At 74.6% G+C, this 24,181-nt stretch carries 22 protein-coding genes; 12 read left to right on the top strand and 10 right to left on the bottom strand.

Annotated elements, in window-relative coordinates; translation table 11 throughout:
- The first annotated feature begins 37 nt into the window (after positions 1-37).
- Positions 38-1,387 carry an FUSC family protein gene (locus AAG589_RS08080; RefSeq protein WP_430566728.1) on the top strand — a complete coding sequence of 450 codons (1,350 nt, stop codon included), beginning with the start codon at positions 38-40 and terminating at the stop codon, positions 1,385-1,387.
- 143 nt (positions 1,388-1,530) lie between these two features.
- Here the strand turns inward: AAG589_RS08080 and AAG589_RS08075 are convergent, their stop codons facing one another.
- Positions 1,531-2,826: a PhoH family protein gene (locus tag AAG589_RS08075; protein WP_430567171.1), complete on the bottom strand. Its 1,296-nt coding sequence runs from the start codon at positions 2,824-2,826 to the stop codon at positions 1,531-1,533.
- A 348-nt stretch (positions 2,827-3,174) separates the two neighbouring features.
- On the opposite strand from AAG589_RS08075, the gene AAG589_RS08070 reads away from it, so the two are divergent.
- Together AAG589_RS08070 and nhaA are read left to right on the top strand one after the other, a co-directional pair.
- A complete protein-coding gene (locus AAG589_RS08070) occupies positions 3,175-3,750 on the top strand; it encodes a DUF1697 domain-containing protein (protein ID WP_430566727.1) in 576 nt (191 codons plus the stop codon).
- 80 nt (positions 3,751-3,830) lie between these two features.
- A complete protein-coding gene (nhaA, locus tag AAG589_RS08065) occupies positions 3,831-5,174 on the top strand; it encodes a Na+/H+ antiporter NhaA (RefSeq protein ID WP_430567170.1) in 1,344 nt (447 codons plus the stop codon).
- Here nhaA and AAG589_RS08060 read toward each other — a convergent pair.
- Positions 5,140-5,901 carry a DedA family protein gene (locus AAG589_RS08060; protein ID WP_430566726.1) on the bottom strand — a complete coding sequence of 254 codons (762 nt, stop codon included), beginning with the start codon at positions 5,899-5,901 and terminating at the stop codon, positions 5,140-5,142. The two genes, nhaA and AAG589_RS08060, sit on opposite strands and share 35 nt — an antisense overlap.
- Positions 5,902-6,113: 212 nt before the next feature.
- On the opposite strand from AAG589_RS08060, the gene AAG589_RS08055 reads away from it, so the two are divergent.
- Positions 6,114-7,508 (top strand): short-chain fatty acid transporter, encoded by a 1,395-nt coding sequence (locus tag AAG589_RS08055; protein WP_446719688.1) that lies wholly within the window; start codon positions 6,114-6,116, stop codon positions 7,506-7,508.
- Between the two features lie 22 nt (positions 7,509-7,530).
- Here AAG589_RS08055 and AAG589_RS08050 read toward each other — a convergent pair whose 3' ends face one another.
- On the bottom strand, positions 7,531-8,955 hold the full coding sequence (locus AAG589_RS08050; RefSeq protein WP_430566725.1) for an MFS transporter: 1,425 nt from the start codon (positions 8,953-8,955) through the stop codon (positions 7,531-7,533).
- Positions 8,956-9,075: 120 nt separating this feature from the next.
- Here AAG589_RS08050 and AAG589_RS08045 point away from each other — a divergent pair, with 120 nt between their 5' ends.
- Complete coding sequence (locus tag AAG589_RS08045) at positions 9,076-9,756, top strand: TetR/AcrR family transcriptional regulator (protein ID WP_430566724.1); 681 nt, start codon at positions 9,076-9,078, stop codon at positions 9,754-9,756.
- Between the two features lie 7 nt (positions 9,757-9,763).
- Here AAG589_RS08045 and AAG589_RS08040 read toward each other — a convergent pair whose 3' ends face one another.
- Positions 9,764-11,278, bottom strand: coding sequence for a helix-turn-helix domain-containing protein (locus AAG589_RS08040; protein ID WP_430566723.1), 1,515 nt, complete (start codon positions 11,276-11,278; stop codon positions 9,764-9,766).
- Positions 11,279-11,428: 150 nt separating this feature from the next.
- Between AAG589_RS08040 and aceA the strand changes: the two genes are divergently transcribed.
- From aceA to AAG589_RS08020, 4 genes are all read left to right on the top strand, one after another.
- A complete protein-coding gene (gene aceA / locus AAG589_RS08035; RefSeq protein WP_430566722.1) occupies positions 11,429-12,736 on the top strand; it encodes an isocitrate lyase in 1,308 nt (435 codons plus the stop codon).
- 64 nt (positions 12,737-12,800) lie between these two features.
- Positions 12,801-14,528 carry a malate synthase A gene (gene aceB / locus AAG589_RS08030; RefSeq protein WP_430566721.1) on the top strand — a complete coding sequence of 576 codons (1,728 nt, stop codon included), beginning with the start codon at positions 12,801-12,803 and terminating at the stop codon, positions 14,526-14,528.
- Positions 14,529-14,638: 110 nt separating this feature from the next.
- Positions 14,639-15,565, top strand: coding sequence for a DinB family protein (locus AAG589_RS08025; RefSeq protein ID WP_430566720.1), 927 nt, complete (start codon positions 14,639-14,641; stop codon positions 15,563-15,565).
- 64 nt (positions 15,566-15,629) lie between these two features.
- Entirely contained in the window at positions 15,630-16,052 is a 423-nt protein-coding gene (locus tag AAG589_RS08020; protein ID WP_430566719.1) for a hypothetical protein, read from the top strand.
- Between the two features lie 2 nt (positions 16,053-16,054).
- Here the strand turns inward: AAG589_RS08020 and AAG589_RS08015 are convergent, their stop codons facing one another.
- Positions 16,055-16,702, bottom strand: coding sequence for a dihydrofolate reductase family protein (locus AAG589_RS08015; RefSeq protein WP_430566718.1), 648 nt, complete (start codon positions 16,700-16,702; stop codon positions 16,055-16,057).
- A 145-nt stretch (positions 16,703-16,847) separates the two neighbouring features.
- Here AAG589_RS08015 and AAG589_RS08010 point away from each other — a divergent pair, with 145 nt between their 5' ends.
- The gene (locus tag AAG589_RS08010; protein WP_430566717.1) at positions 16,848-17,327 is read left to right on the top strand and encodes an HNH endonuclease; all 480 of its coding nucleotides are present in this window, start codon (positions 16,848-16,850) and stop codon (positions 17,325-17,327) included.
- 2 nt (positions 17,328-17,329) lie between these two features.
- Here AAG589_RS08010 and AAG589_RS08005 read toward each other — a convergent pair whose 3' ends face one another.
- A complete protein-coding gene (locus AAG589_RS08005) occupies positions 17,330-18,322 on the bottom strand; it encodes a hypothetical protein (RefSeq protein WP_430566716.1) in 993 nt (330 codons plus the stop codon).
- A 171-nt stretch (positions 18,323-18,493) separates the two neighbouring features.
- On the opposite strand from AAG589_RS08005, the gene AAG589_RS08000 reads away from it, so the two are divergent.
- The gene (locus AAG589_RS08000) at positions 18,494-18,859 is read left to right on the top strand and encodes a DoxX family protein (RefSeq protein WP_430566715.1); all 366 of its coding nucleotides are present in this window, start codon (positions 18,494-18,496) and stop codon (positions 18,857-18,859) included.
- 25 nt (positions 18,860-18,884) lie between these two features.
- Here AAG589_RS08000 and AAG589_RS07995 read toward each other — a convergent pair whose 3' ends face one another.
- From AAG589_RS07995 to exaC, 3 genes are all read right to left on the bottom strand, one after another.
- Positions 18,885-20,174 (bottom strand): YeeE/YedE family protein, encoded by a 1,290-nt coding sequence (locus AAG589_RS07995; protein ID WP_430566714.1) that lies wholly within the window; start codon positions 20,172-20,174, stop codon positions 18,885-18,887.
- Positions 20,175-20,277: 103 nt separating this feature from the next.
- A complete protein-coding gene (locus AAG589_RS07990) occupies positions 20,278-20,691 on the bottom strand; it encodes a DUF779 domain-containing protein (RefSeq protein WP_430566713.1) in 414 nt (137 codons plus the stop codon).
- Between the two features lie 31 nt (positions 20,692-20,722).
- Positions 20,723-22,246 carry an acetaldehyde dehydrogenase ExaC gene (gene exaC / locus AAG589_RS07985; RefSeq protein ID WP_430566712.1) on the bottom strand — a complete coding sequence of 508 codons (1,524 nt, stop codon included), beginning with the start codon at positions 22,244-22,246 and terminating at the stop codon, positions 20,723-20,725.
- Between the two features lie 178 nt (positions 22,247-22,424).
- Here exaC and AAG589_RS07980 point away from each other — a divergent pair, with 178 nt between their 5' ends.
- The gene (locus tag AAG589_RS07980) at positions 22,425-22,814 is read left to right on the top strand and encodes a hypothetical protein (protein WP_430566711.1); all 390 of its coding nucleotides are present in this window, start codon (positions 22,425-22,427) and stop codon (positions 22,812-22,814) included.
- A 10-nt stretch (positions 22,815-22,824) separates the two neighbouring features.
- On the opposite strand, the gene AAG589_RS07975 is transcribed toward AAG589_RS07980, so the two are convergent.
- Positions 22,825-24,096, bottom strand: a complete 1,272-nt coding sequence (locus AAG589_RS07975; RefSeq protein WP_430566710.1) for a GAF domain-containing protein — start codon at positions 24,094-24,096, stop codon at positions 22,825-22,827.
- Between the last annotated feature and the right edge of the window lie 85 nt (positions 24,097-24,181).

The raw sequence follows: 24,181 nt of genomic DNA, 5'->3' as shown, positions 1-24,181 counted from the left end.
TCCATGATGATTTACCCGTGAACTATCATGGTCGGCAATGCCTCCCTCCTCTCCCGCGCCGTCCCCCGTGCCCTCCCCCGTGCTGACCACCGCCCGCGACGTGCTCGACCCCGCCCACCTGCGGGCCGCGCTCCGGGTCAACCCCGCCGACGCCACGATCGCCGCGGCGCTGCGGGTCGGCGCCGCGGCGGCCGTCGTCCTCGCGCTGAGCGCCGCCGTCGGCCGCACCGACCTGGCGGCCTTCGCCTCCCTGGGGGCGCTGGTCATCCTGTACGGCCGATACGAGCCGTACCGGCGCCGCGCGTCGCTGCTGGCCGCCGTGGCCGCCGTGTTCGTCGTCGCCTTCGCGCTCACGGCCTCCCTCACCGCCGCGGGCGCCCCGGTGCTCGTCGTCCTCGCCGTGGTGGCGCTGGTCGCGGGCCTGGCGACGGCGCTGTGCACCCTGGTCCGCACCGGGCCCCCGGGGGCGAGCATCGTCGTCTTCGCCGCGGCCGGCGGCATGGTCGGGCCCCTGGCCTGGTCCGACGTCGCGGAGCGCGGCGTCGCGTTCGCGCTCGGCGCCGTCGTCGCGTGGCTCATCGGGATGAGCGGCTACCTCGTGCGCCCGAGCGCGCCCGCCCGCCTGGCCGTGCGCCGGGCCGCCGACGCGGTGCGCAGGGCGCTCGACGCCGGCCCCGAGGCCGCGGACGCCGCGGCGTCCGCCCGCGCGGCGATCGACCGGGCCCGCGACGCCCTGGCCGACGACCTGTCGCACCGGCGCACCCGCGACACCGCCCGGGTGCTGGCCGCCGAGCTGGCCGCGGTCGCCGCCGCGCTGGACGGACCGCCTGCCGCCGAGCCGAGCGGCGCGACGGCGCCCGCCGACGCCCTGCCGCCGCGACGCCGCCTGCGCGACGACGTCCGTTCCGGCTGGCGCGTCCCCGGCTGGCGCCTCGCCGGGGTGCGCGTCGTGCTGGCGAGCGTCGTCGCCGGCGGCGCCACCCTCGCCGCGGGGCTCAGCCACCCGGCCTGGGCACAGCTCGGGGCCACCGCCACGCTGCAGGGCGCGAGCACGCGGCACGCCGTGGTCCGCGCCCTGCAGCGCGGGGGCGGCACCGTGCTCGGCGCCCTGCTCGCCTGGCCCCTGCTCGAGGCGCACCTGTCCTTCGCCGCGACCTGCGCCGTCGTCGTGGTGCTGCAGGTCGTCACCGAGGTCGTCGTCGGGCGCCACTACGGGCTGGCGATGCTCACCATCACCCCGATGGCGCTGCTGATGACGTCCCTGGGCGGGGCGGTCGACCCCGCCGGGATCGCCGCGTCGCGCGCCCTCGACACCGTGCTCGGCGCCGTGGTCGGCGTGCTCGCCGTCGTGCTGGTGCACCCGCGCCGCCGCACCGCCGCTGGTTGAGCCCGTCGAGACCCGGCACCCCGCTGGTTGAGCCCGTCGAGACCCGGCACCCCGCTGGTTGAGCCTGCCGAGACCCGGCACCCCGCTGGTCGAGCCCGTCGAAACCCGAAAGCCGGGTCTCGACAGGCTCGACCAGCGAGGCGTCAGATCTCCAGCGACTCCAGCATCTCGGTGACCAGCGCCGCGACGGGCGACCGTTCCGAGCGCGTGAGAGTCACGTGCGCGAACAGCGGGTGGCCCTTCATCGCCTCGATCACCGCCGCGACGCCGTCGTGCCGGCCCACCCGCAGGTTGTCGCGCTGCGCGACGTCGTGGGTGAGGACGACGCGCGAGTCCTGCCCGATGCGCGACAGCACCGTGAGGAGCACGTTGCGCTCCAGGGACTGGGCCTCGTCGACGATGACGAACGCGTCGTGCAGCGACCGCCCCCGGATGTGCGTGAGGGGCAGGACCTCGAGCATCTCGCGGTCGATCACCTCGTCGACGACGTCGGGCGAGACGAGCGCGCCGAGCGTGTCGTACACGGCCTGGGCCCAGGGGTTCATCTTCTCGGACTCGGACCCGGGCAGGTAGCCCAGCTCCTGACCGCCCACGGCGTACAGGGGCCGGAACACGATCACCTTGCGGTGCTGCCGGCGCTCGAGCACGGCCTCCAGCCCCGCGCACAGCGCCAGCGCCGACTTGCCGGTGCCGGCCCGACCGCCGAGCGACAGGATCCCGACGTCCGGGTCGAGCAGCAGGTCGATGGCGACGCGCTGCTCCGCGGACCGGCCGTGCACGCCGAAGACGTCCTGGTCGCCGCGCACGAGGCGGACCGTCTTGTCGGGGGTGACGCGCCCCAGCGCGGAGCCGCCGGGCGAGTGGATCACCAGCCCGGTGTGGCACAGCAACGGCGACGCGGCCTCCACGACCGCGGGGTCGAGGGCGGCCAGCTCCACCTCACCGCCCTCGTACAGGGTGCCCACCTGCTCGTCGGCGACGTCGATCTCGCGCATCCCGGTCCACCCGGAGTCGACGGCAAGCTCGTGGCGGTACTCCTCCGCGCGCAGGCCGACGGCGGACGCCTTGACCCGCATCGGCAGGTCCTTGGAGACCACGGTGACGTCGCAGCCCTCGGCCGCGAGGTTGGCCGCGACCGACAGGATCCGGGTGTCGTTGTCGCCGAGCCGGAAGCCGGCGGGCAGCACCTGGGGGTCGGTGTGATTGAGCTCGACGCGCAGCGTGCCGCCCGCCTCGCCCACGGGGATCGGGGCGTCGAGGCGGCCGTGCTTCAGCCGCAGCTCGTCGAGCATCCGCAGCGCGCTGCGGGCGAAGTAGCCGAGCTCGGCGTGGTGCCGCTTGGCCTCCAGCTCGGTGATGACGACGACCGGCAGGACGACGTCGTGCTCGGCGAAGCGCTGGATCGCCCGCGGGTCGGACAACAGCACAGACGTGTCCACGACGAACGTGCGCGGGGTGGTGCCGGCTGCGCCGGCGGTGTCGACGGCGTCGACGCTGTCGCGCTCAGGGACGGGTGCGGTTCGGGCCACGGCGAGCTCCCTCCTGGTGGGCGGGTGGCCGTCCCGGGGGCGCCGTGCGGCGCCGGGCCGGAGCCGGCCCTCCCGCACGGAGCGTGAACCCCATCGGCTGGCCTCCCGGAGGACGGCTGGACACCGTCCCTGCCGACAAACTACGACGCTGTGATTCACGCCACCACCCCCGCGGCGGCGGGTCGGGAAGTTGTCACCCGGCGTTCACGCGGTGGACCCCGCCGCGACGCGCGCGGGAAGGGCGAGCACCATGGAGCCGTGACCCCGACGCCTCCGCATCCCGCCGACGACGACCGCGCCGCCTGGGTCGTGCTGCTGCGCGGCGTGAACGTCGGCGGCTCCCGCCGCGTGAGCTCCGCCGACCTGCGCGAGGCCGCCGCGACGGCGGGCCTCACCGGCGCCCGCACCTATGCCAACAGCGGCAACCTGGTCGCCGTGGGGACGGCCGCCGACGCCGACGTCGCGGAGCGCGTCACGGCGGCGCTGGCCGCGCAGCTCGGCGGCGACCTGCGCGCCGTGGCGCTGCCTGCCCAGCGGGCGGCCACGATCCTCGCCGCCGACCCGTTCCCCGAGGCGGTCGCCGACCACCCTTCCCACGTGCAGGTGCACGTCTCCCCCGTGCCCGTCGACGCCGACGGCCTGGCGCGGCTCGCCGAGGGGCGGCCGGAGCGGTGCGCCGTCGTCGACGGCGTGCTGTACGTGGACTACGTGGCGGGCATCGGCCGGTCGACGCTCACCCCTGCGCTGGTCGACAGGGCCGCGGGCACCTGGACCACCGCGCGGAACTGGAACACCCTGACCAGGCTGGTCGCGATGGCCCGCGAGGCGACCTGACGGACGCCGGTGCCCGGCACCGGCGTCCGGACGTTAGGCTGGCCCGCGGGTGAGCCGGGAAGTCTGGTCGGTGGCACCGGCTGCGACGCCGGACGACGAACGACCCCACGACCGACAGGAGCACGACCCTGACTCCCGAGACCACCGCCCCGTCCGCCGGCGAGCGCCTGCGCCGCTGGGCCTCCCGCGAGACCACCGGCGGCGCCCTCCTCATCGGCGCCGCCGTCCTGGCCCTGATCTGCGCGAACGCCCCGTGGCGCGACTGGTACTTCGCCCTGTCCGACAAGGTCCTCGGCTTCGCCTACCTCGGGCCGCTGCACATCCACCTGGACCTGTCCGTCGCCTCCTGGGCGGCCGACGGGCTCCTGGCGATCTTCTTCTTCGTCGTCGGCGTCGAGCTCAAGCACGAGTTCGTGGCCGGCAGCCTGCGCAGCCCGAAGGAGGCGGGGGTGCCCATGCTGGCCGCGGTCGGCGGCATGGTCGTCCCGGCCGTCATCTACTCGGTCGTCGTCGTGGCGCTCGGGGAGCCGGGCGCGCTGAACGGGTGGGCCATCCCCACGGCCACCGACATCGCGTTCGCGCTCGGCGTGCTCGCCGTCTTCGGCAAGGGGCTGCCCACGGCCGTGCGGACGTTCCTGCTCACGCTCGCCGTGGTGGACGACCTCCTCGCGATCGTCGTGATCGCCGTCTTCTACACGGAGAACCTCAACTTCGCCTACCTCGGCGCCTCGCTCGTCGCCATCGCCCTGTTCGGCTGGCACGTCCGCTCCCGCACCCCGCGGTGGTGGCTGCTGGTGCCGCTGTTCGTCGTCGCGTGGTCGTTCATGCACGCGTCGGGCGTGCACGCCACGGTGGCGGGCGTGCTCATGGGCTTCACCGTCGCGGCGCGCCCCACGCACGGCGAGGCGGAGCCCCGCACCCACCGCTACGAGCACGCCGTCAAGCCCTGGTCCCAGGGCGTCGCGCTGCCGGTCTTCGCCTTCTTCGCCGCCGGGGTGGACCTGGTCGACGGCGGCGGCGTGGGCGAGATCATGACCCAGCCGGTGGTGCCCGCGATCACGATCGGGCTCGTGGTGGGCAAGCTCGTCGGCGTGCTCGGCACGACGGCGCTGGTCACCAAGCTGACCCCCCTGCGCCTCGCGCAGGGCATCGGGGTGCGCGACCTGCTCCCGGTCGCGTTCCTCGCGGGCATCGGCTTCACGGTCGCGCTCCTGGTGTCCGAGCTGTCGTTCGGGCACGCGTCCGAGCACACGGAGGGGGCCAAGGCGGCCATCCTGCTGGGCTCGGTGATCGCGGCCGTGCTGGGTGCGCTGACCCTGCGGTGGGACGCCCGCAAGGCGCGCACCGCGGACATGAACCTCGACGGTCAGGACGACCTCGTCTCCGACTTCATCGGGGACGAGAAGGACCGCCGGGAGCACTGAGGCCGGGGCCCGGGCCGCGCGCCGGCAGGCCCGGGCCCACCGCGGCGCAGGCGAGCGCGGGCTCCGGCGTGATCGCCGCGCCCACGACCGGCGCCGGCACGGCCCTGGCGCCCCGCGCGCCCCAGGCCGTGAGCACCCGGTCGACGACGACGCCGAGCACCGTGCCCACGACGATCCCGACGGCGACGGCGAGCAGCGGACGGTCGCCGAGCGACTGCGCCGCCACGACGCCGATGAGCACCGACCAGCCGGCCCAGGCGAGGGACGCGACGGCCGACAGGCCCATGAAGCGGCGTCGGGAGAACCCGACCGCGCCCGCGGTGACGTTGACCGCCATCCGCCCCACCGGCACGAAGCGCGCCCCGAGCACGACGGACGCCCCGCGCCGCTCGAAGGATCGGGCCGCCCACGCGACGGCGCGCTGCCCGCGCGGGCCGCGCAGGAACGGGACGCGGGATGTGCCCAGCGCGCGGCCGAGGGCGTAGGCCAGCTGGTCGCCGCACCAGGCGCCGAGGGCCGCGACGAGCACCACGAGCGCGAGGTTCACGCCCTGCCCCGTCTCGGCGCCCACCGCCAGCATGATGATCACGGTCTCGCCGGGCACGGGCGGGAAGAAGCCGTCGGCCGCGGTCGCCCCGAACAGGGCGGGGAACGCCCAGGCGGAGGACACGAGCGCGAACAACGTGCTCTCCAGCTGCCCCCAGAGCGAGGCGATCGCGTCGATCATGCCTCCCACCCTCCGGCGTCGGGCCCGCCCGCCACCATGGGGTGTGCCCCCGGTTCGACCCTGGGGCAACCCTGAGGCGCGTCAGGCCGCCCGGCGACGGTGATCCTCGACGGACGGGGACGGCGGCTGGACCGCGCGCCGCCCCTGCGGCATGGTGCGACAGGGCGCGACGGCGCGCCCCGAGGTCGACGACGACTTTCACGGAGGTTCTCATGAGCCACTCCCAGGCCACGACGACGTCGCCGGGGACGCCCCCGCCGTCACGGAACCCGTTCGCCCGAGTCATGCGGCCGCTCAACTCGCTGGTCGAACGGTTCATCCCCAGCGCGCTCGTGTTCGCGATCCTCCTCACGGCGGTGGTCGCGGTCCTCACGCTGGCGCTCACGGACGCCGGCCCCGTCGACGTCCTCGTCGCGTGGGGCGACGGCCTGGCGGGCCTGCTGGCGTTCATGACCCAGATGGCGCTCATCCTGCTGCTGGGACACATGCTCGCCAACACGCGCCCCGTGCGTCGGCTGCTCGCGCGGCTCGGCGCGGTGCCGCGGACCGCCCTGCAGGCGTACGTCTTCGTCTTCGTGGTGGCGGCCGTCGCGTCGCTGGTGCAGTGGGGCCTCGGCCTCGTCGTCGGCGGCATCCTCGCGCGCGAGGTCGCGGCCCAGGCGCGCGCGAAGGGCCTGCGCCTCCACTTCCCGCTGCTCGTCGCCGCCGGATTCTCCGGCTTCGTCGTCTGGCACATGGGCTACACGGGGTCCGGGCCGCTCACCGCCGCCACCGAGGGCTCGTTCATCGCGACGCAGCTCGGCGCGACCGTCCCCGTGGGCGAGACGACGTTCTCGACCTGGAACATGATCGCCGCGGTGGCCACGATCGTCGTCGTGGCCGGCGCGCTCGCGCTCGTCGCCCCGCGCGGCGGCGACCGGGTCGTGGAGCTGTCGGTGGACGCGCGGGAGAAGCCCGTCGAGGTGGACGACGACGTCGAGACCCCCGCCGACCGGCTCGACGCCTCGCGGTGGCTCACCACGCTCGTGGGCGTGGCCGTCGTCGCCTACCTGGTCGTGTACTTCTCCCGCGGCGGCACGCCCACCCTCGACATCGTCAACTGGACGTTCCTCGCCCTGATCATGCTGCTGGTGCGCAACCCCTTCGAGATCATGGCGCTCGTCAAGGCGGCTGCGACGAACGTGGGCGACATCCTGCTCCAGTTCCCCCTGTACGCGGGCATCCTCGGCATGATGACGACCACCGGGCTGGTCGCCGTGCTGTCCGACTGGTTCGTGAGCATCTCGACGCCGGGCACCTTCGGCGTGCTGTCGCTGCTCTCGGCCGGCGTGGTGAACTTCTTCGTGCCCTCCGGCGGCGGGCAGTTCGCCGTGCAGGCACCCATCCTGCTCGACGCCGCGAACGACCTGGGCGTGAACCCCGCCGTCGCCATCATGGCCATCGCCTACGGCGACCAGTGGACCAACATGATCCAACCGTTCTGGGCCTTGCCCCTGCTCGCCATCGCCGGCCTCAAGGTCCGCGACATCCTCGGCTACACGACCGTCACGCTCGTCGCGTCGGGGATCGTCTTCGCCGCCACGCTCCTGATCGTCGGCGCCGGCTGAGCCGGTCGAGACGTGCTGGGGCTCAGGCCGCCCGTCGGGAGCGCGCCACCAGCACGAGCGCGACCAGCACGCCGAGGACGCTGACCGCCGTCGCCACCCAGAACGCGGCGGAGTAGGCGCCGGCGGGGTCGGTGGTGCCGGCCGCGAGGAGGGCGGTGACCACCGGCGCGGCCGCCGCGGAGCCGACGGTGCGCACCACGCTGTTGAGGCCGGTGGCGGCGCCCGTCTCCGTGGGCGGGGACCAGGTGACGACGAGCTGGGCGCAGATGGCGTAGCCGATGCCGTTGCCGAGGCCCAGCACGGAGAACGCCACCACGACCGCCCACGGCGTCGCGGGCCACAGCGCCAGGCCGACGCCGCCGACCGCCATCACCGCCGCCGCGAGGGCGCCGGTGCCGCCGGGGCCGACGCGCCGCACGAGCGCGGGCGTCGCGCGGCCACCGAGGAAGACCAGCACGGCGCTGGGCAGCATCGCCAGGCCGGAGACGGTCACGCTCATCCCGTGGCCGTACCCGGTGCCCGCGGGCGCCTGCATGAGCAGCGGCAAGGCGACGTAGCAGACGTAGGGCACGAAGCCCACGGCGACGGTGAGCAGGCTGACGAGCACGATCGGCCCGTGCCGGAACGTGCGCACGTCGACCACCGGCGCGGCCGTGCGCCGCTCGACGAGCACCAGCACGGCGAGGAGCACCAGGCCGGCCACGCCGACGAGGACCGTCCGCGCCGAGCCCCACCCCCACGTGCCGCCCTGGGAGACGGCGAGCAGCACGCCCACGAGCCCGCCCGCGAGCAGCGCGATGCCGGCCCAGTCGGTCCGGCGCTGGACGGCCGGCGCGCCGCCGCGCGGCACCCACGCGGCCACCAGCGCGCCCGAGCCGAGGATCAGCACGGCGCCCAGCACGAAGAGCCAGCGCCAGCCCAGGGCGTCGACGACCACGCCGCCCACCACGAGCGCGGCGCCCGCGCCGAGCCCGATCATGCCGGGGATCCAGCCGAAGGCGACCGCGAGCCGCGGCCCGCTCAGGACCGACCGGGCGAGGGCGAGCGCGAGCGGGAACGTCGCGGTGCTCACGCCCTGCACGACGCGCGCCGCGAGCAGCACGCCGAGGGTGGGGGCTGCCGCGGCGGCGAGCGTCGCCGCGGCGAACACGACGATCGTGCCGAGCAGCACGCGGCGGTGGCCGAACCGGTCCCCGAGGTTGCCGACGACGGGCGCGAGGACCGCGCCGGCGAGCAGGAAGGCGGTGAGGATCCAGCCGGTGCCCTGCGCGGTGGCGCCGAGCTCCCGGCCGAGGGTCGGCAGCGCCGGGACCACGAGCGTCTGCATCAGCGAGAACGCCAGCACGGCGGCGCTCAGCGCGAAGATCACGCGGCCCGGGTGTCGGACGACGGTGGCGTCGGTCGGGCGGCCGGGGGCGCCGTCGGGCGCCGGGCTGGTCGGAGGCACGGGCGTGCTCGCTCTCTGTGGTGAGGGTGGCTGCGCCTCGTCGCGCCGGCCGGGATCGAATCGGAACGGAATCGCCGTTCCGATTCACCCTAGCATCGCGGCGCGGGCTACCGTGTGCCCATGCCCTCCCCCGCCGACCCGGCCGACCAGCGCGTCGACCGCCCGCTGCCCGGCCGGAAGCGGGAGGCACGCGCCAACGACTCGGCCGTGCTGGCCGCGGCCCGCGAGGTCTTCTCCGCCCAGGGGCACGGCGCGTCCATGGCCGACGTCGCGCGGCACGCCGGCGTCGGCGTCGGGTCGGTGTACCGCCGCTACCCCACCAAGGAGGCGCTGGTCGAGGCGCTCCACGTGCAGGCCGTCCGCGAGGCGGCGCGCCTGGCGGCCGAGGTGGCGGACGAGCACGGGTCCCACGCCTCGACCGCGGACGACGGCGCCGTCGGGACGTTCCTCGCCCGCCAGATCACCGGCGCCACGGGCCCGCTGCTGCGCCCGCCGGGCACGGGCGGGCCGCTGCCCGCCGACCTGGCCGCCGCGACGCGCGACCTGCGGGTCGGGCTCGAGCGGCTGGTCGCCTACGACCGCGCCGCAGGCCTCCTGCCGGCCGGGTTCACGACCGCCGACGTCATGCAGCTCCTGCTGCACCTGCGCCCGGCGCTCCCGTTCCCCCGCGCCGAGGCGGACGCCCTGCACCTGCGCTACCTGGGCGTCGTCCTGGCCGGGCTCCGCGCCCGGGCGCGCGACGACGCCGGGCTCGGCGACGGCCCCCGCTGGGACGACTGGGTCGGCGCCTGGCACGACTGACGCGGTATCAGCCGTCGGCGCTCGGCGCGTGCCGCTCCAGGAACTCGTAGACCTCGGTCGTGTCGACCCCGGGGAACGCGCCGGACGGCATCGCCGCCAGCATCGACGCGTGCGGGCGGGCGCTGGGGAACGCGTGCCCGTCCCAGCGGCGGGCGAGCGGGGCCGCGGGCCGCCGGCAGCAGGCCTCGTCGGGGCAGCGCGACGTGCTGCGCGCCGTCGTCTCCCGGCCCAGGAACCATTTGACCTGCGCGTACGGCACGCCGACGCTCACGGAGAACCGCCCGTCGGGCGTGTCCTGAACGCGCGACGTGCACCAGTACGTGCCGGTCGGGGTATCCGTGTACTGGTAGTACGGGCTGAGCCGGTCGGCGATGCCGAAGACCACGCGCGCCGTCCAGTGCCGGCACACGTGCTGCCCCTCGACGGTGCCCAGCGGGTCGGCCGGGAACCGCACGCCGTCGTTCTCGTACGCCTTGTGGATCGACCCCGACTCGTGCACCTTCATGAAGTGCACCGGGATGCCCAGGTGCCGGGTCGCGAGGTTCGTGAAGCGGTGCGCCACCGTCTCGTAGGACACGGCGAACGCGTCGCGGAGGTCCTCCAGCGAGATCGAGCGCCGCTCCTTGGCCTCGCGCAGCTGCTTGACCGCCTCGCGCTCGGGCACCAGCAGCGCCGCGCACAGGTAGTTGGCCTCGACGCGCTGGCGCAGGAACTCGCGGTAGTCGCGCGGCTCGGCATGCTCCAGCACGTGCGAGGCGAGGGCCTGGAGCACCGCCGAGCGCGCCTCCGACCGGCCCCGGATCCCGTTGCTCGGCAGGTACACGCGCCGGTGCCGCTGGTCGATGACGGCGCGCGTGGACTGCGGCAGGTCCGGCTCGTAGTGGATCGAGAAGCCGAGGTGAGCGGCCAGCTCCCCCACCGCCCGCTGCGGCAGGGGGCCGCGGCCGTGCCCGACGTCGTCGAGCAGGCCGCGCGCGACGATCTCCAGGTCGGGGAAGTAGTTGTCCTGCGCCCGCATGTCGGCGCGCAGCTCGGTGTTGGCGCGGCGCGCCTCCTCCGGGGTGAGCGCACGCTCGGAGTGCAGGCGCTCCAGCTCGCGCTGCAGCCCGACGATCGCCTCGAGCGCGTCGGTCGGCAGCGACTTGCCCACCTTCACGGGGTGCACCCCGAGCGCGGAGAAGAGCGAGCCCCTTTGCACGCGCTCCAGCTCGATCTCCAGGGCGTCGCGGTGCGACGGCGGCTCGGCGGAGAGCAGGTCCTCGACGGTCGCGCCGAGCGCGCGGGCCACGGCCTGCAGGCGCGCGATGGTGGGCTCGCGCTTGCCGTTCTCCAGCATCGAGACCTGCGACGGCGCCCGTCCGATGGCTGCTCCGAGCTGTTCCAGGGTCATGCCGCGGCGGGTGCGCAGGTGCCGGATGCGGCGCCCGATCGTCAGGGCGTCCGCCTCGCGCTCGATCGGGATGCCGGTCGTCAGGGTCGCGTCGTCCCGGGTAACGGGCCCGGTGTCGGTCGAGATGGCCATGTTCGAGGGTGACACGGGACACACCTTTCGTCCAGGAGAAGAACGTCGCATCTTCTCCTCAGATTCTCTGGCCGCGGGGTGGCGTGACGCGCGAGGGTCGTCGTCATCGGCAGCACGCGCCGAACCACCGAGAGACGAAAGAGGCACGACATGACCGCCACCCTCGAGCCCCGCACCTCCACCGGCGACCAGACGCAGACCGCGGCCGAGCTGGCCGAGCGGTGGGCGTCCGACCCCCGTTGGGCGGGGGTCGAGCGCACCTACACCGCCGAGGACGTCGTCGCGCTGCGCGGGTCGGTCGGCGAAGAGTTCACCCTGGCCCGGCGCGGCGCCGAGCGGCTGTGGCGCCAGCTCCACGAGGAGGACTTCATCAACGCGCTCGGCGCGCTGACCGGCAACCAGGCGGTGCAGCAGGTCAAGGCCGGGCTCCAGGCCATCTACCTGTCGGGCTGGCAGGTGGCCGGCGACGCGAACCTCGCGGGCCAGACCTACCCCGACCAGTCGCTCTACCCGGCCAACTCCGTGCCGGCCGTCGTGCGCCGCATCAACAACGCCCTGCTGCGCGCGGACCAGATCGACGTCTCCGAGAACGGCGCCCCGACTCGCGACTGGCTCGCCCCGATCGTGGCGGACGCCGAGGCCGGGTTCGGCGGCCCCCTCAACGCGTACGAGCTGATGCGGTCGATGATCGCGTCCGGCGCCGCGGGCGTGCACTGGGAGGACCAGCTCGCGAGCGAGAAGAAGTGCGGCCACCTGGGCGGCAAGGTGCTGGTCCCCACCCAGCAGCACGTGCGCACCCTCAACGCGGCGCGGCTCGCGGCCGACGTCTCCGACGTGCCGAGCGTCGTCATCGCCCGCACGGACGCCGAGGCCGCCACGCTCATCACGTCCGACGTCGACGAGCGCGACCGGGAGTTCCTCACCGGCGGCCGCACGGGCGAAGGGTTCTACGAGGTCCGCAACGGCGTCGAGCCCTGCATCGCCCGGGCCAAGGCCTACGCCCCGTACGCCGACCTCATCTGGATGGAGACCGGCACGCCCGACCTCGAGCTCGCCCGGACGTTCGCGGAGGCGGTCAAGGCCGACTTCCCGGACCAGATGCTGGCGTACAACTGCTCGCCGTCGTTCAACTGGAAGAAGCACCTCGACGACGCCACGATCGCGAAGTTCCAGCGCGAGCTGGGCGCCATGGGCTTCCGCTTCCAGTTCATCACCCTGGCCGGCTTCCACGCTCTCAACTACTCGATGTTCGACCTGGCCCACGGCTACGCCCGCGAGCAGATGTCCGCCTACGTGCGGCTGCAGGAGGCCGAGTTCGCCGCCGAGGAGCGCGGCTACACCGCGACCAAGCACCAGCGCGAGGTCGGCACCGGCTACTTCGACCGCGTGTCGACGGCGCTCAACCCCGACGCCGCCACCCTCGCGCTCGCCGGCTCCACCGAGACGGCGCAGTTCTGAGAGAGCTGCAGCTCTGACCCTCCCCCGCTCGCCCTGACCAGCCCCGACAGACCGGAGGCACGCCATGACCGCGCTCACGTCCCCGACCACCGCTCCCGTGCCCGCCGTCGACACGCCGCTCGCCGACACCGCGACCGACCCGTTCGTGTGGGGCGGCACGTCGCTCGCGGAGGGCCACCTCACCGTCACCGCCCCGCTCGGGCCGCGCGACGAGGAGATCCTCACGCCGGAGGCGCTGGCATTCCTGGCGATGCTGCACGACCGGTTCGCCGACGACCGCACCGGCCTGCTGCTCGAGCGGCAGCGCCGTATGCGGCGCGTCGCGGACGGCGAGGACCCCGACTTCCACCCCGCCACCCGGCCGGTGCGCGACGACCCGTCGTGGCGGGTGGCGGGCGCGGCCGGGGCGCCGGGCCTCGCCGACCGGAGGGTCGAGATCACGGGCCCGACGGACCCGAAGATGACGATCAACGCGCTGAACTCGGGCGCCCGGTGCTGGCTGGCCGACGCCGAGGACGCGCAGTCCCCGACGTGGCGCAACGTGGTGGAGGGTCAGCTTGCCCTGCACGACGCGATCCGCGGCACGCTGACGTTCACCGGCCCGGCGGGCAAGGAGTACGCGCTGCGCTCCACCGACCTGACGGAGCTGCCGACGATCGTCTTCCGCCCGCGCGGCTGGCACCTGTTCGAGTCGCACCTGGCGTACACCGGGCCGGACGGGTCGACGCAGCCGGCGTCGGGGTCGCTGGTCGACTTCGGGCTGTATCTGTTCCACAACGCCCACGAGCTGGTCTCCCGGGGGCGCGGGCCGTACTTCTACCTGCCCAAGCTGGAGGGCTACCGCGAGGCGCGGCTGTGGAACGAGGTCTTCGAGGCGGCGCAGGAGGCGCTGGGTCTCCCCCACGGCACCATCCGCGCGACCGTCCTCATCGAGACGCTGCCGGCCGCGTTCGAGATGGAGGAGATCCTCTACGAGCTGCGCGACCACTGCGCCGGGCTCAACGCCGGGCGGTGGGACTACCTGTTCAGCGTCATCAAGTGCTTCCGGAAGAGGGGGTCGTCGTACGTGCTGCCCGACCGCGGGCAGGTGACGATGACGGCGCCGTTCATGCGGGCGTACACGGAGCTGCTGGTCGCCACGTGCCACAAGCGCGGGGCGCACGCCATCGGCGGCATGAGCGCCTTCATCCCCGACCGGCGCTCCCCCGAGGTGACCGAGCGCGCCGTCGAGCAGGTGTGGGCCGACAAGACGCGCGAGGCCCACGACGGCTTCGACGGCACCTGGGTGGCGCACCCCGACCTGGTCGAGGTGGCGCGCGGCGCGTTCGACGAGGTGCTCGGCGAGCGCGAGAACCAGGTCGACCGCCGGCGCGACGACGTCGAGGTGGGCCAGGCGGAGCTGCTCGACGTCGCGTCGGCGCGACGCGGGGGCGCGACCGTCACGGCGGCCGGGCTGCGGACCAACGTGTCCGTGGGGCTGCGGTACATCGAGTCGTGGCTGCGCGGCACCGGCGCGGCGGCGATCGACCACCTCATGGAGGACGCGGCCACGGCCGAGATCTCCCGGTCGCAGGTGTGGCAGTGGGTCGCGTCCGGCACGACGACGGACGACGGCCTGCCCATCACCCGCGTGCGCTGCGAGGCCGTGCTGCGCGACGTCCTGCGCGGCCTCCCGCGGTCCGCCGGCGACCGATTCGACGACGCCGCGGCCCTGTTCCGCGAGGTGGCGCTGGGCGAGGAGTTCCCGCCGTTCCTCACCACCGGCGCGTACGCCCGCTACCTGGCCGGCTGAGCTCGCCCCGGTCCATCGCCGAACAGGCGGTTGACACCGTTATCGCGGCCCGTCGGCCGCGATAACGGTGTCAACCGCCTGTTCGGCGTCGCCTCAGGCACGATCGGGGGATGACGACGACGGTGCGCGAGCTGCTGCTGGGCCAGGTCGAGTTCTACTGGGACGCGCACCTGTGGCCACGGCTGCAGGGGCTGGCCGACGACGAGTACCTCTGGGAGCCGGTCGACGGCGCGTGGAGCCTGCGACCCGACGACGACGGCACCGTCCGGCTCGAGCAGACGCCGGTGGACCCGCCCGTGCCACCGGTGACGACCATCGCCTGGCGCGCCGCGCACCTGGGGCGCGACGTCTGGGGCAAGCGAGGCCGGGCGTTCTTCGGCCCCACTCCCGCACCCGCCGACGCCGACATGTTCGACGACCGGCACTGGCCGGAGCCGTTGCCCCTCACGGCCGCGGGCGGCCTCGACCTGCTGCGCGAGGGCTACGAGCTGTGGCGCGACAATCTCTCGCGGCTCGACGACGACGCGCTCACCGCGCCGCTCGGGCCGCGCGGCGGGCCGTACGCACAGGACTCGCTCGCCGCGCTCGTGGTGCACCTCAACCGTGAGGCGATGGCGCACGGGGCCGAGATCTGCCTGCTGCGCGACCTCTACGGCGCGCAGCGCCTGCGCCGCGACCCTGTCGTCGCGGTGGCCCTCGGGGGAACCGCGGCCGACCTCGAGCGGATGCTGCGGCTCGACGGCGGACTGGGCGACCTGCCCGACCGGCACCCGACGCTGCTCGTCGAGCTGGCCGGCCTCGGCCGCTGGGAGGCGGTACGGTCGCTCGTGGCGCGCGGCTTCCCGGTCACGGTCCCGGCCGACGACGGCGCGACGGCGCTGCACTTCGCGGCGTCCGGCGGCTCCTTGGACGACGCGCGGCTGCTGCTCGACCACGGCGCGGACCGCGCCGCCGTCGACGAGCGCTTCGGGACGACGCCGGCCGGCTGGGCGGACTTCCTGGGTCGAGTCGAGCTGGCAGAGCTCCTGGCGACCTGACCGCCCGCCGGGCCTGTGGATAACCCCGACGGGCGGTCGCCCCGGTGCGGCAGGGTGACGGTGCATGGACACCATCACCCCGTTCCGCCCGGGCGACCAGGTCGCCGACGACGCCGAGCTGCTGGAGCTCGCCCACTTCCTCGCCGGAGGCACCCACCCGCGACGGCGCACCCTCACCGTCACCTGGCTCGACGCCGACGACCGGTTGCTCGGCCTCGCCCTGCCCATCGACGACGTGCCCCGCCGACCGGACCCCGCCGCCCTCGTCGGGCTGGGCACCGTGCTGCGCAGCGTCGTGGACGACGAGGCGCCCGGCGGCTGCGCCGTCGTCGTCCTCGAGCGCCCCGGCGACGCCACGCTCACGGCCGACGACCGCGCCTGGAACTGCGACCTGCGCGAGCAGGCCGACGCCCAGGGCGTGCGGCTGCGCGGGTTCTTCGTCGCCGCCGGCGGCCAGGTACGGCCGCTGGCGCTCGACGACGCGTGAGCTCAGTCCTCCGTCCGGACCGACTGCGCGCCGTCGACGACGTCCGCCGTGCCGTGCTGCAGCGGCCGCGGCTCGAGCTCCAGGAACACCAGCCCGCTGTCGCCGACCCGCGACCGCGTGACGTCGAAGCCGGAGGGCGCGGCGCCGTCGTCGAACAGGCGTGTTCCGGAGCCGACCACGACGGGCGCGACGACGAGGCGCCAGACGTCGACGAGCCCCAGGTCGTGCAGGGTGCTGGCCAGGCGTGCGCTGCCGTGCACCTGGAGCTCGCCGTCCGGGCCGTCCTTGAGCGCCCGCACCGCGCCGGGGAGGTCGGCGGGGTCGATCACGGTGGTCCCGGCCCACTCGGGGTCGGTCAGGGTCGAGGACACGACGTAGCGCGGGCCGGCGTCGATGCGGGCGGCGAGCGCGTCGTCCGGGTCGGTGACCTGCCCCCAGGACGCCCAGAACATGTCGTAGGTGGTGCGGCCGAGCAGGAAGGCGTCGACCTCGGCGAACCAGCCGTCCACAACCTGGCCGAAGACCGGGTCGGTGGTGAACGGGACGAACCAGCCGCCTTCGGTGAAGCCGCCGCGGGTGTCCTCCTCGGGCCCGCCCGGGCCCTGCACGACCCCGTCGAGCGAGGTGAAGATGTTGACGCTGAGCCGCATGGGATCCTCCGTCATCGCCCGTCCGGTCGGCCTTTGCCCTGGACTTCCGCGCCTCGGCGGCATACTTTCACCTCGGCAGCATGCTGTGACCGGATTCACACACGCTACCGGACCGCTGGACAGACGGGCTGGAGGGAGCGGAGCCGTGGCCGACGTCCTGGTGCTCAACGCGGGCTACGAGCCCCTGCACCGTGTGTCGGTCAAGCACGCCATCACGATGCTGGTCCGCGAGGTCGCGGTGGTCGAGGAGGCGGTGGAGGGCCACCGCTTCGGCCCGTACCCGATGCCCCGCGTGCTGCGGCTGGTGCGGTACGTCGCGATGCGCTGGCGCTACCGCAGCGCGGGCCGGCCCGCAGTCACCAAGGACGGCGTGAAGCGCCGCGACGGCGCGTGCGCCTACTGCGGCGGGCCGGCGGAAACGGTCGACCACGTGATCCCCCGCTCCCGCGGCGGCGACTCGTCGTGGCTCAACCTCGTCGCGGCGTGCGAGCCGTGCAACGGGCGCAAGGCCGACCGCACGCCGCTGGAGGCCGGCATGCCGCTGCTGCTCGCGCCGTTCGTCCCGCCCGCGGAGCACGGGCTCGTGCGCCGGAGACGGCGCGCCGCCGCGACGGCCGCGGCCTGAGGTCAGGCCGCGGGCTCGTCCTCCGGCAGGTCCGGCACCACCGTGAGCGACCCGGTGGCGGGCAGCGCGTTCGCGCCGCCCGGGTCGGCGGGGGTGAGGGCGCGGGACGCGATGACGCTGCTCGCGAAGTTCGCGTGGCACTCGGTGCAGTACCACTCGGGCGTGGGCACGGGCACCTCGAAGCCGCCGTACACGACGTCGGGCTCGGCGTTCATCACGTCGTCCTGGAACGTCATGCCCCACACGATCCGCTTCGTCTTGCCGCGGGCGCCGCAGCCGGGGCACTGCGGGCGCATCCTCGCGCGCTGCGACGCCACGGTGTGGGCGTGCAGCAGGTCATGGCACTGCCCGCACAGCAGGTGCACGTCGCGGACGAGCTGCTCGAGCGTGCGCCCGCCGGCCGTCGTGGTGCCGAGCCGGACGGCGCCGTCGTCGTGGGCCTGCATGCGGTGCACGTCGACGAACCGTTCGCAGGTGGCGCACCGCTCCTCGCGGCGCATCGCCCAGCCGGTCACGGCGCGGTGCCCCAGGATGCGCAGCGCGTGCACGTCGGGGGCGGTGGCGCCGGCGCCGCAGTCGCCCGGGTCCAGCGTGTGCACGGGGCCGCCCTTGAACTGCTCGGCGACGCCGTCGAGCACGAGCCGCGCGTGCTCGGGCGGGAGCCAGCCGGACGAGCCGGTGTAGGCGTCCGCGCCCTCGAACAGGTCGGCCCAGACGATGGGCCGGTCCGGGCCGAACAGGTCGTCGCTCACCCAGCTCTCGCCGTCGCTGGCGCCCATGAGCTCGACGGCGGCGACCACGCCGGCGTCGCCGAGCACCGTGACGACCACGTCCCCCCGCTGCGGGCCGTCGGGGCCACCCGGCAGCCGGTGCTCCGGCGAGCGGGTCGCGATGGCGACGGACTCGGTCAGCCAGTCGGCCGACCAGTGCAGGTACACGGACGGCACGAGCCACGCGGGCAGCGCCGACAGGGAGGGGAGGGTCTCTCGGGTCACCGGGAGAACATATCGGGCGCCGACCCTCCGACACCACGGGCGTGGTCGTTCCCGTCGCGTCGTCCCCGCGCTAGGTTCCCAGCAGGCACGACGGCGTCGCCGCTCCGCACCGTGCACGACACAGGCATCGCCGCCGCCCCGCCGACGAGTGTTGCCGCGAGGAGGCACCGGATGAACATCGGACTGTGGGTCGCCGCCGGGCTGCTGGCCCTGCTCTACCTGGCGGTGGGCTTCGTCAAGCTGACCCGCAGCCGCGAGCGGCTCCGCTCCGCCATGGGATGGGTGGAGGACTTCCCGGTGCTCGTGGTGCGCCTCATCGGCCTGGCGGAGATCGCCGGCGCTCTCGGCCTGGTGCTGCCGCTGGCTACCGGCGTCCAGCCCTGGCTCACGCCGACGGCCGCGACCTGCCTGGTGGTGCTGCAGGTGCTGGCGATCTCGGTGCACGTCCGCCGGCGCGAGCTGGCGCAGCTGTGGGTCAACGTGCTCCTGCTGCTCGCGGCCGCGTTCGTGGCTGTCGGGCGGTTCGCCGGCTGGTAGGCGGGACCCCGGTGGTGCCCGGCTCTCAGCAGACGCTGTCGCGCGGCGCGGGGACCCCGAGACCGAACAGGGGCCGCAGGCGGAGCCCCACCCAGGTGCCGAGGAGCGCGACCGCGCCCCAGATCCAGCCGTGCGCCGAGCCGGAGGCGATGCCGGCGAGGTAGGCACCGATGTTGCAGCCGCCCGCGATGCGTGCGCCGATGCCCATGGCGATGCCGCCCAGCACCGCGCCGAGCGCCAGCCGGGCGGGCACCCGGGTGTGCAGCTTCCACACGCCGGCGGCCGACGCGGCGAGCGCCGCACCCACGATGATGCCGATGTCCGTGAGGCTCGTCTTGTCGGTGAGCACCGGTCCGGCGAGCGCCGTGGCCTGTGGCTCCGGCTGGAAGTACGCCCAGGCCTCGGGGTTTCCGCCGAGCAGCCCGACGAGCTTCGAGCCCCACAGCGCGAAGGCGCTGGTGATCCCCCAGGCACCCCCGGAGACGAGCATCACCAGACCGCCGAGCACCGCGAGCACGAGGGCGCCCACCACCAGGGGCCACGACCCGCGCACGACGCGCGCCCACGGCGTGCGGGCGGACGGGACGGCACCCTCTGGCGGCGGGGTGCGACGCGCCTGGACGACGCGCGAGGCGATCCACACCAGCGTCAGCAGCGCGAGCGTGACGGCGAGGGACCCGGCCCACGCCCAGCCGCTGCCGCCGAACCAGTCGGCGAACAGCACCGGCTCGAACGCGGGCAGGTCCTGCCAGAGCGGTGCCTGCCACGCGGCGAGCGTCGACCCCACGACGAACCCGCCGAGCGTGAGCACGATCGACGTCTGGCCCGAGCCGACGGCGAACAACGTGCCGGACGCGCACGCGCCGCCCACCTGCATGCCGATCGCGAAGAGGAACGACCCGAGCAGCAGGCCCACGCCGATGGTGCCAGCGCTGGGGGCGGGCACGGAGCCGAACAGCCCGGCGCCGGAGCCGATGATCAGCGCGAACAGCACCGCCGTGGCGCCGAGCAGCACGGTGTGCGCGCGCAGCCCGACGCCGTTCCCGACGGCCACGAGGCGCCGCCACGCGGACGTGAAGCCGAAGCGCGAGTGGAAGAGCGCCACTCCCAGGCCGATGCCGAGCAGGAGCAGCGCGGCGGGCTTGGCTCCGTGCTGCGCCGCGGTCCAGGCCACGAGCGCGACTCCGACGACGCCGCTCACGGTCAGCGGGACCCGCGACACCGGGGGCGCCGGAGGCGCGGCCGGGGCGGGCGCGCTCGTCGGGGCGGGCGCGCGCAGGGAACGCTTCGGACGGACGGGGGCGACGGTGGTCACGACGGCTTCCTCGGGACGGGGGTGCGGACGAGCGGACCGTACCCCCGGCCCGCCGTCGATCTCTATGCCCGAGCCGCCACGTCCCATATCGTGGGACCGAGGGTCAGTCCAGCGCCCCCCACTCCGCGTCGGTGAGCAGCCGCGAGCGAATGAGGAACCGCACGCCCTCGGGCGCCTCGACGCTGAACCCGGAGCCGCGTCCCGGCACGACGTCGATCGTCAGGTGTGTGTGCCGCCAGTACTCGAACTGGGCGCGGCTCATCCAGACCGGCACGGTGAACTCCTCGCCCGTCGCGCCGGGGGCGTCGTCCGGGCCGTCCGTCACGACGAGGTCGCCGAGGTGCACATCGGCGTCGCCGAGCAGGAAGTCGCCGTCCGGGTAGCACATGGGGCTGGACCCGTCGCAGCAGCCGCCGGACTGGTGGAACATCAGCTCGCCGTGCTGGCGCCGCAGCCGGGCGAGGAGCCCGGCCGCGGCGTCGGTCACGGCGACACGGGAGATCGTGTCGTCGGTCATCGACCCCTCCCTCGCAGGTTTCGTCGCCGGCCTAGAAGAACCCGAGCTTCTGGCCCGAGTAGCTGACCAGCAGGTTCTTGGTCTGCTGGTAGTGGTCGAGCATCATCTTGTGGTTCTCGCGCCCGACGCCGGAGCCCTTGTACCCGCCGAACGCGGCCGCCGCGGGGTACGCGTGGTAGCAGTTCGTCCACACGCGCCCGGCCTCGATGGTGCGGCCGGCCCGGTACGCCGTCTCGCCCTGGCGGGACCAGACGCCGGCGCCGAGCCCGTAGAGCGTGTCGTTGGCAATCTTCATGGCGTCGTCGAAGTCCGCGAACTCCGTCACCGACACGACCGGCCCGAAGATCTCCTCCTGGAAGATCCGCATGGAGTTCTTGCCCTCGAAGACGGTGGGGGTCACGTAGTAGCCGCCCGCGAGGTCCCCCTCCATCTCGGCGCGGCCACCGCCGGTGAGGACCTTCGCCCCCTCGGCCTTGCCGATGTCGATGTACGACAGGATCTTCTCGAGCTGGTCGTTGCTGGCCTGCGCGCCGATCATCGTGTCGGTGTCCAGCGGGTTGCCCTGCTTCACGGCCTTGGTGCGCTCGAGGGCGTCGCCGAGGAACTGGTCGTAGATGTCGGCCTGGATCAGCGCGCGCGACGGGCAGGTGCACACCTCGCCCTGGTTGAGGGCGAACATCGTGAACCCCTCGAGCGCCTTGTCGTAGTAGTCGTCCCTGGCCGACGCGACGTCCGAGAAGAAGATGTTCGGGCTCTTGCCGCCCAGCTCCAGCGTCACGGGGATGATGTTCTGCGACGCGTACTGCATGATCAGGCGGCCGGTCGTCGTCTCGCCGGTGAAGGCGATCTTGCGGATGCGGGAGCTCGACGCGAGCGGCTTGCCCGCCTCGACGCCGAAGCCGTTGACGACGTTGACCACGCCGGGCGGCAGCAGGTCGCCGATGAGATCCATGAGGAACAGGATCGACGCGGGCGTCTGCTCGGCCGGCTTGAGCACGACGGCGTTGCCCGCCGCGAGCGCCGGGGCGAGCTTCCACGTGGCCATGAGGATCGGGAAGTTCCACGGGATGATCTGCCCGACGACGCCGAGCGGCTCGTGGAAGTGGTAGGCGATCGTGTCCTCGTCGATCTCCGAGATCGACCCCTCCTGCGCCCGGATGGCTCCCGCGAAGTAGCGGAAGTGGTCGATGGCGAGCGGGATGTCGGCGGCGAGCGTCTCGCGCACCGGCTTGCCGTTCTCCCACGTCTCGGCGACCGCGATCTCCTCGAGGTGCGCCTCCATCCGGTCGGCGATCTTGTTGAGGACGTTCGCGCGCTCGGTGACGGACGTGCGCCCCCACGCGGGGGCCGCGCCGTGGGCGGCGTCGAGGGCGCGCTCGATGTCGTCGGCGGTGCCGCGGGCCACCTCGGTGAAGGTCTGCCCGGTGACCGGGCTGGGGTTCTCGAAGTACTGCCCGCTCGCCGGCGGCACGTACTCGCCGCCGATCCAGTGGTCGTACCGGGCTCGGTACTCGGCGATCGCCCCGGGCTGACCGGGGGCTGCGTAGACGGTCATGCTGCCTCCTCGCACGTGCGGCGCCTCGTCGCGCCGCGTTGCGGCGACCGTACGGCGGCGAGGGTTGCAGCTCCGTTGCAGGACCGTTCGAGGACGTCGTCGCCGTGGACATCGACCCGCCCCGCCAGCAGGATCAGGGCGTGGACCTTCGGGAGGCCGGTCGGGAGGGGAGACGATCGTGAGGAACGGGACGCGGTGGCTCGTCGGCGTCGGGGTGGCCGCCGCGGTCGGGGCCGGGCTCGTCGCCCTCACGCCGGGTGGCACCACCCATGCCCGGTTCGCGCTGCGCGACCGGCTCGCGTCGTGCGGGCAGGTCGAGCACGGTGTGCAGGGCGGTGGCGTCCCGAACGACGCGCGGGAATGCCTCGACGCCGCCTGGGAGTCCGGGGCGGAGCTCTCGGTGATGACACCGACGACGGAGGGCGACCCGACGTACACGTACTACCGCGTCGGCGGGGGCGGCCTGGAGATCTACCACGACACCACGGGCGACCCCTACGGCGCCGGCCGCTGGACACGCGAGCTGTGCCCCGGACATGACCTCGAGGACGCGCTCGCGAGCTGCTGACCGGGCGCGGTCAGGAGAGCTCGGCATCGAGCAGCGTGACCCGGGCGCGCGCACGCACGGCCTGCGGGCTGCCGGCAGGGGCGGCGGCGAGCAGCCGGGTCCAGGCGGCGTGGTCGTCGCTCCCGTCGGGCCCGCGCACCCACGCGTCCAGGGCGTCGGGGTCGCCGGCGGCCAGGACGGCGGCGCGCACCTCGGCCGACAGCTCCGCGCGCAGCTGTTCGACGCCGGGCGCGACGGACCGCGGCAGCAGCGGGGCGTACCGGTCGGCGGCGGCGCGCACGTCGCCCGCGGCGAGGGCCGCGCGCACGACGTCCGCGTCGGTGCGCAGAGGGTGGGCGAGCCGGTACGGCCGCGACCCCGCGAGCAGCGCGCCGACCACGTGCCGCAGCCGGGACACCTCGGCCCGCACCGTGACGTCGGACAGCTCCCCGGGGTGCAGCAGCACGGCGAGCTCGTCGGCGGCCAGGCCGCGCGGGTGCTCGGCGAGCAGCAGCAGGATCTCGGCGTGCCGCAGCGACAGCGGGCGGTCGCCCGCGGCACCGCGCAGCGCGGGGCGGCCGAGCACCCGGAGGTCAATGTCGGCCGCCCCGGCCGGGCGGACAGCGGCGGCGCGGGTGGCGAGCTCGCGCTCCACCGTGGCGACGGTGGCCCGCACGAGCGACAGCACGACGTGCGTCGCCGCGGCACGCCGGCCGGTGACGTCGAGGACGCCGAGCACCTGCCCCGTGGCCGGGTCGCGGATGGGCGCCGCGGCACAGCTCAGCTCCTGGACGGGACGGGAGAAGTGCTCGGCGCCGATCACCTGGACGGCCCGGCGGGTGGCGATCGCCGTGCCCGGCGCGTTGGTCCCGACGCTCTCCTCGCCCCACACCGCGCCCTCGACGAAGCCGACCCGGTCGACCGTGCCGCGCAGCCGCCGGTTCCCCTCGACCCACAGCAGGCGGCCGATCTCGTCGGAGACGGCGACGACCAGGCCGTCGTCCGCCGCGCCGTCGACGACGAGCTCGCGCACGACGGGCATGACGGCGGCGAGCGGGTGGGCGGCGCGGTACGCGGCGAGCTCGGTGTCGGCGAGCGCGACCTGCGGGTGCGGGGTGTCCGGGTCGACGCCGCTGCGCAGCGAGCGGCGCCACGAGTCGGCGACGACAGGGTCGATCCCGCCGGGGGGCTCGCCCGTGCCGAGGAACCGCTCGTACGCGGCGCGCACGGTCCGCGGGTCACGGCGCACACCTGCCGCGCGGGCCGCGTCCCCGCGCGCCACCGAGGTGACCGAGCGTCCCACCGCGACCTCCCGACGTCGTCGTCCGGTGCGTGCGGGCCAGTCTAGGGCCGGACCGCGCAGCCACGGATCGTCAGACCCTGGATCA

The organism is Isoptericola sp. F-RaC21 (genome assembly GCF_038593535.1).
GTDB lineage: Bacteria > Actinomycetota > Actinomycetes > Actinomycetales > Cellulomonadaceae > Isoptericola.
Note: the sequence above shows the minus strand (reverse complement) of the source record. Positions and strands in the feature narration are given on the sequence as shown.

Bases quoted from the DNA above. Each gene is read 5' to 3' on its own strand.
- AAG589_RS08080 (WP_430566728.1), top strand. From the start codon at position 38: ATGCCTCCCTCCTCTCCCGCGCCGTCCCCCGTGCCCTCCCCCGTGCTG.
- AAG589_RS08060 (WP_430566726.1), bottom strand. From the start codon at position 5,901: ATGATCGACGCGATCGCCTCGCTCTGGGGGCAGCTGGAGAGCACGTTG.
- AAG589_RS08055 (WP_446719688.1), top strand. From the start codon at position 6,114: ATGAGCCACTCCCAGGCCACGACGACGTCGCCGGGGACGCCCCCGCCG.
- AAG589_RS08045 (WP_430566724.1), top strand. From the start codon at position 9,076: ATGCCCTCCCCCGCCGACCCGGCCGACCAGCGCGTCGACCGCCCGCTG.
- AAG589_RS08040 (WP_430566723.1), bottom strand. From the start codon at position 11,278: ATGGCCATCTCGACCGACACCGGGCCCGTTACCCGGGACGACGCGACC.
- aceA (WP_430566722.1), top strand. From the start codon at position 11,429: ATGACCGCCACCCTCGAGCCCCGCACCTCCACCGGCGACCAGACGCAG.
- aceB (WP_430566721.1), top strand. From the start codon at position 12,801: ATGACCGCGCTCACGTCCCCGACCACCGCTCCCGTGCCCGCCGTCGAC.
- AAG589_RS08025 (WP_430566720.1), top strand. From the start codon at position 14,639: ATGACGACGACGGTGCGCGAGCTGCTGCTGGGCCAGGTCGAGTTCTAC.
- AAG589_RS08020 (WP_430566719.1), top strand. From the start codon at position 15,630: ATGGACACCATCACCCCGTTCCGCCCGGGCGACCAGGTCGCCGACGAC.
- AAG589_RS08015 (WP_430566718.1), bottom strand. From the start codon at position 16,702: ATGCGGCTCAGCGTCAACATCTTCACCTCGCTCGACGGGGTCGTGCAG.
- AAG589_RS08000 (WP_430566715.1), top strand. From the start codon at position 18,494: ATGAACATCGGACTGTGGGTCGCCGCCGGGCTGCTGGCCCTGCTCTAC.
- AAG589_RS07990 (WP_430566713.1), bottom strand. From the start codon at position 20,691: ATGACCGACGACACGATCTCCCGTGTCGCCGTGACCGACGCCGCGGCC.
- exaC (WP_430566712.1), bottom strand. From the start codon at position 22,246: ATGACCGTCTACGCAGCCCCCGGTCAGCCCGGGGCGATCGCCGAGTAC.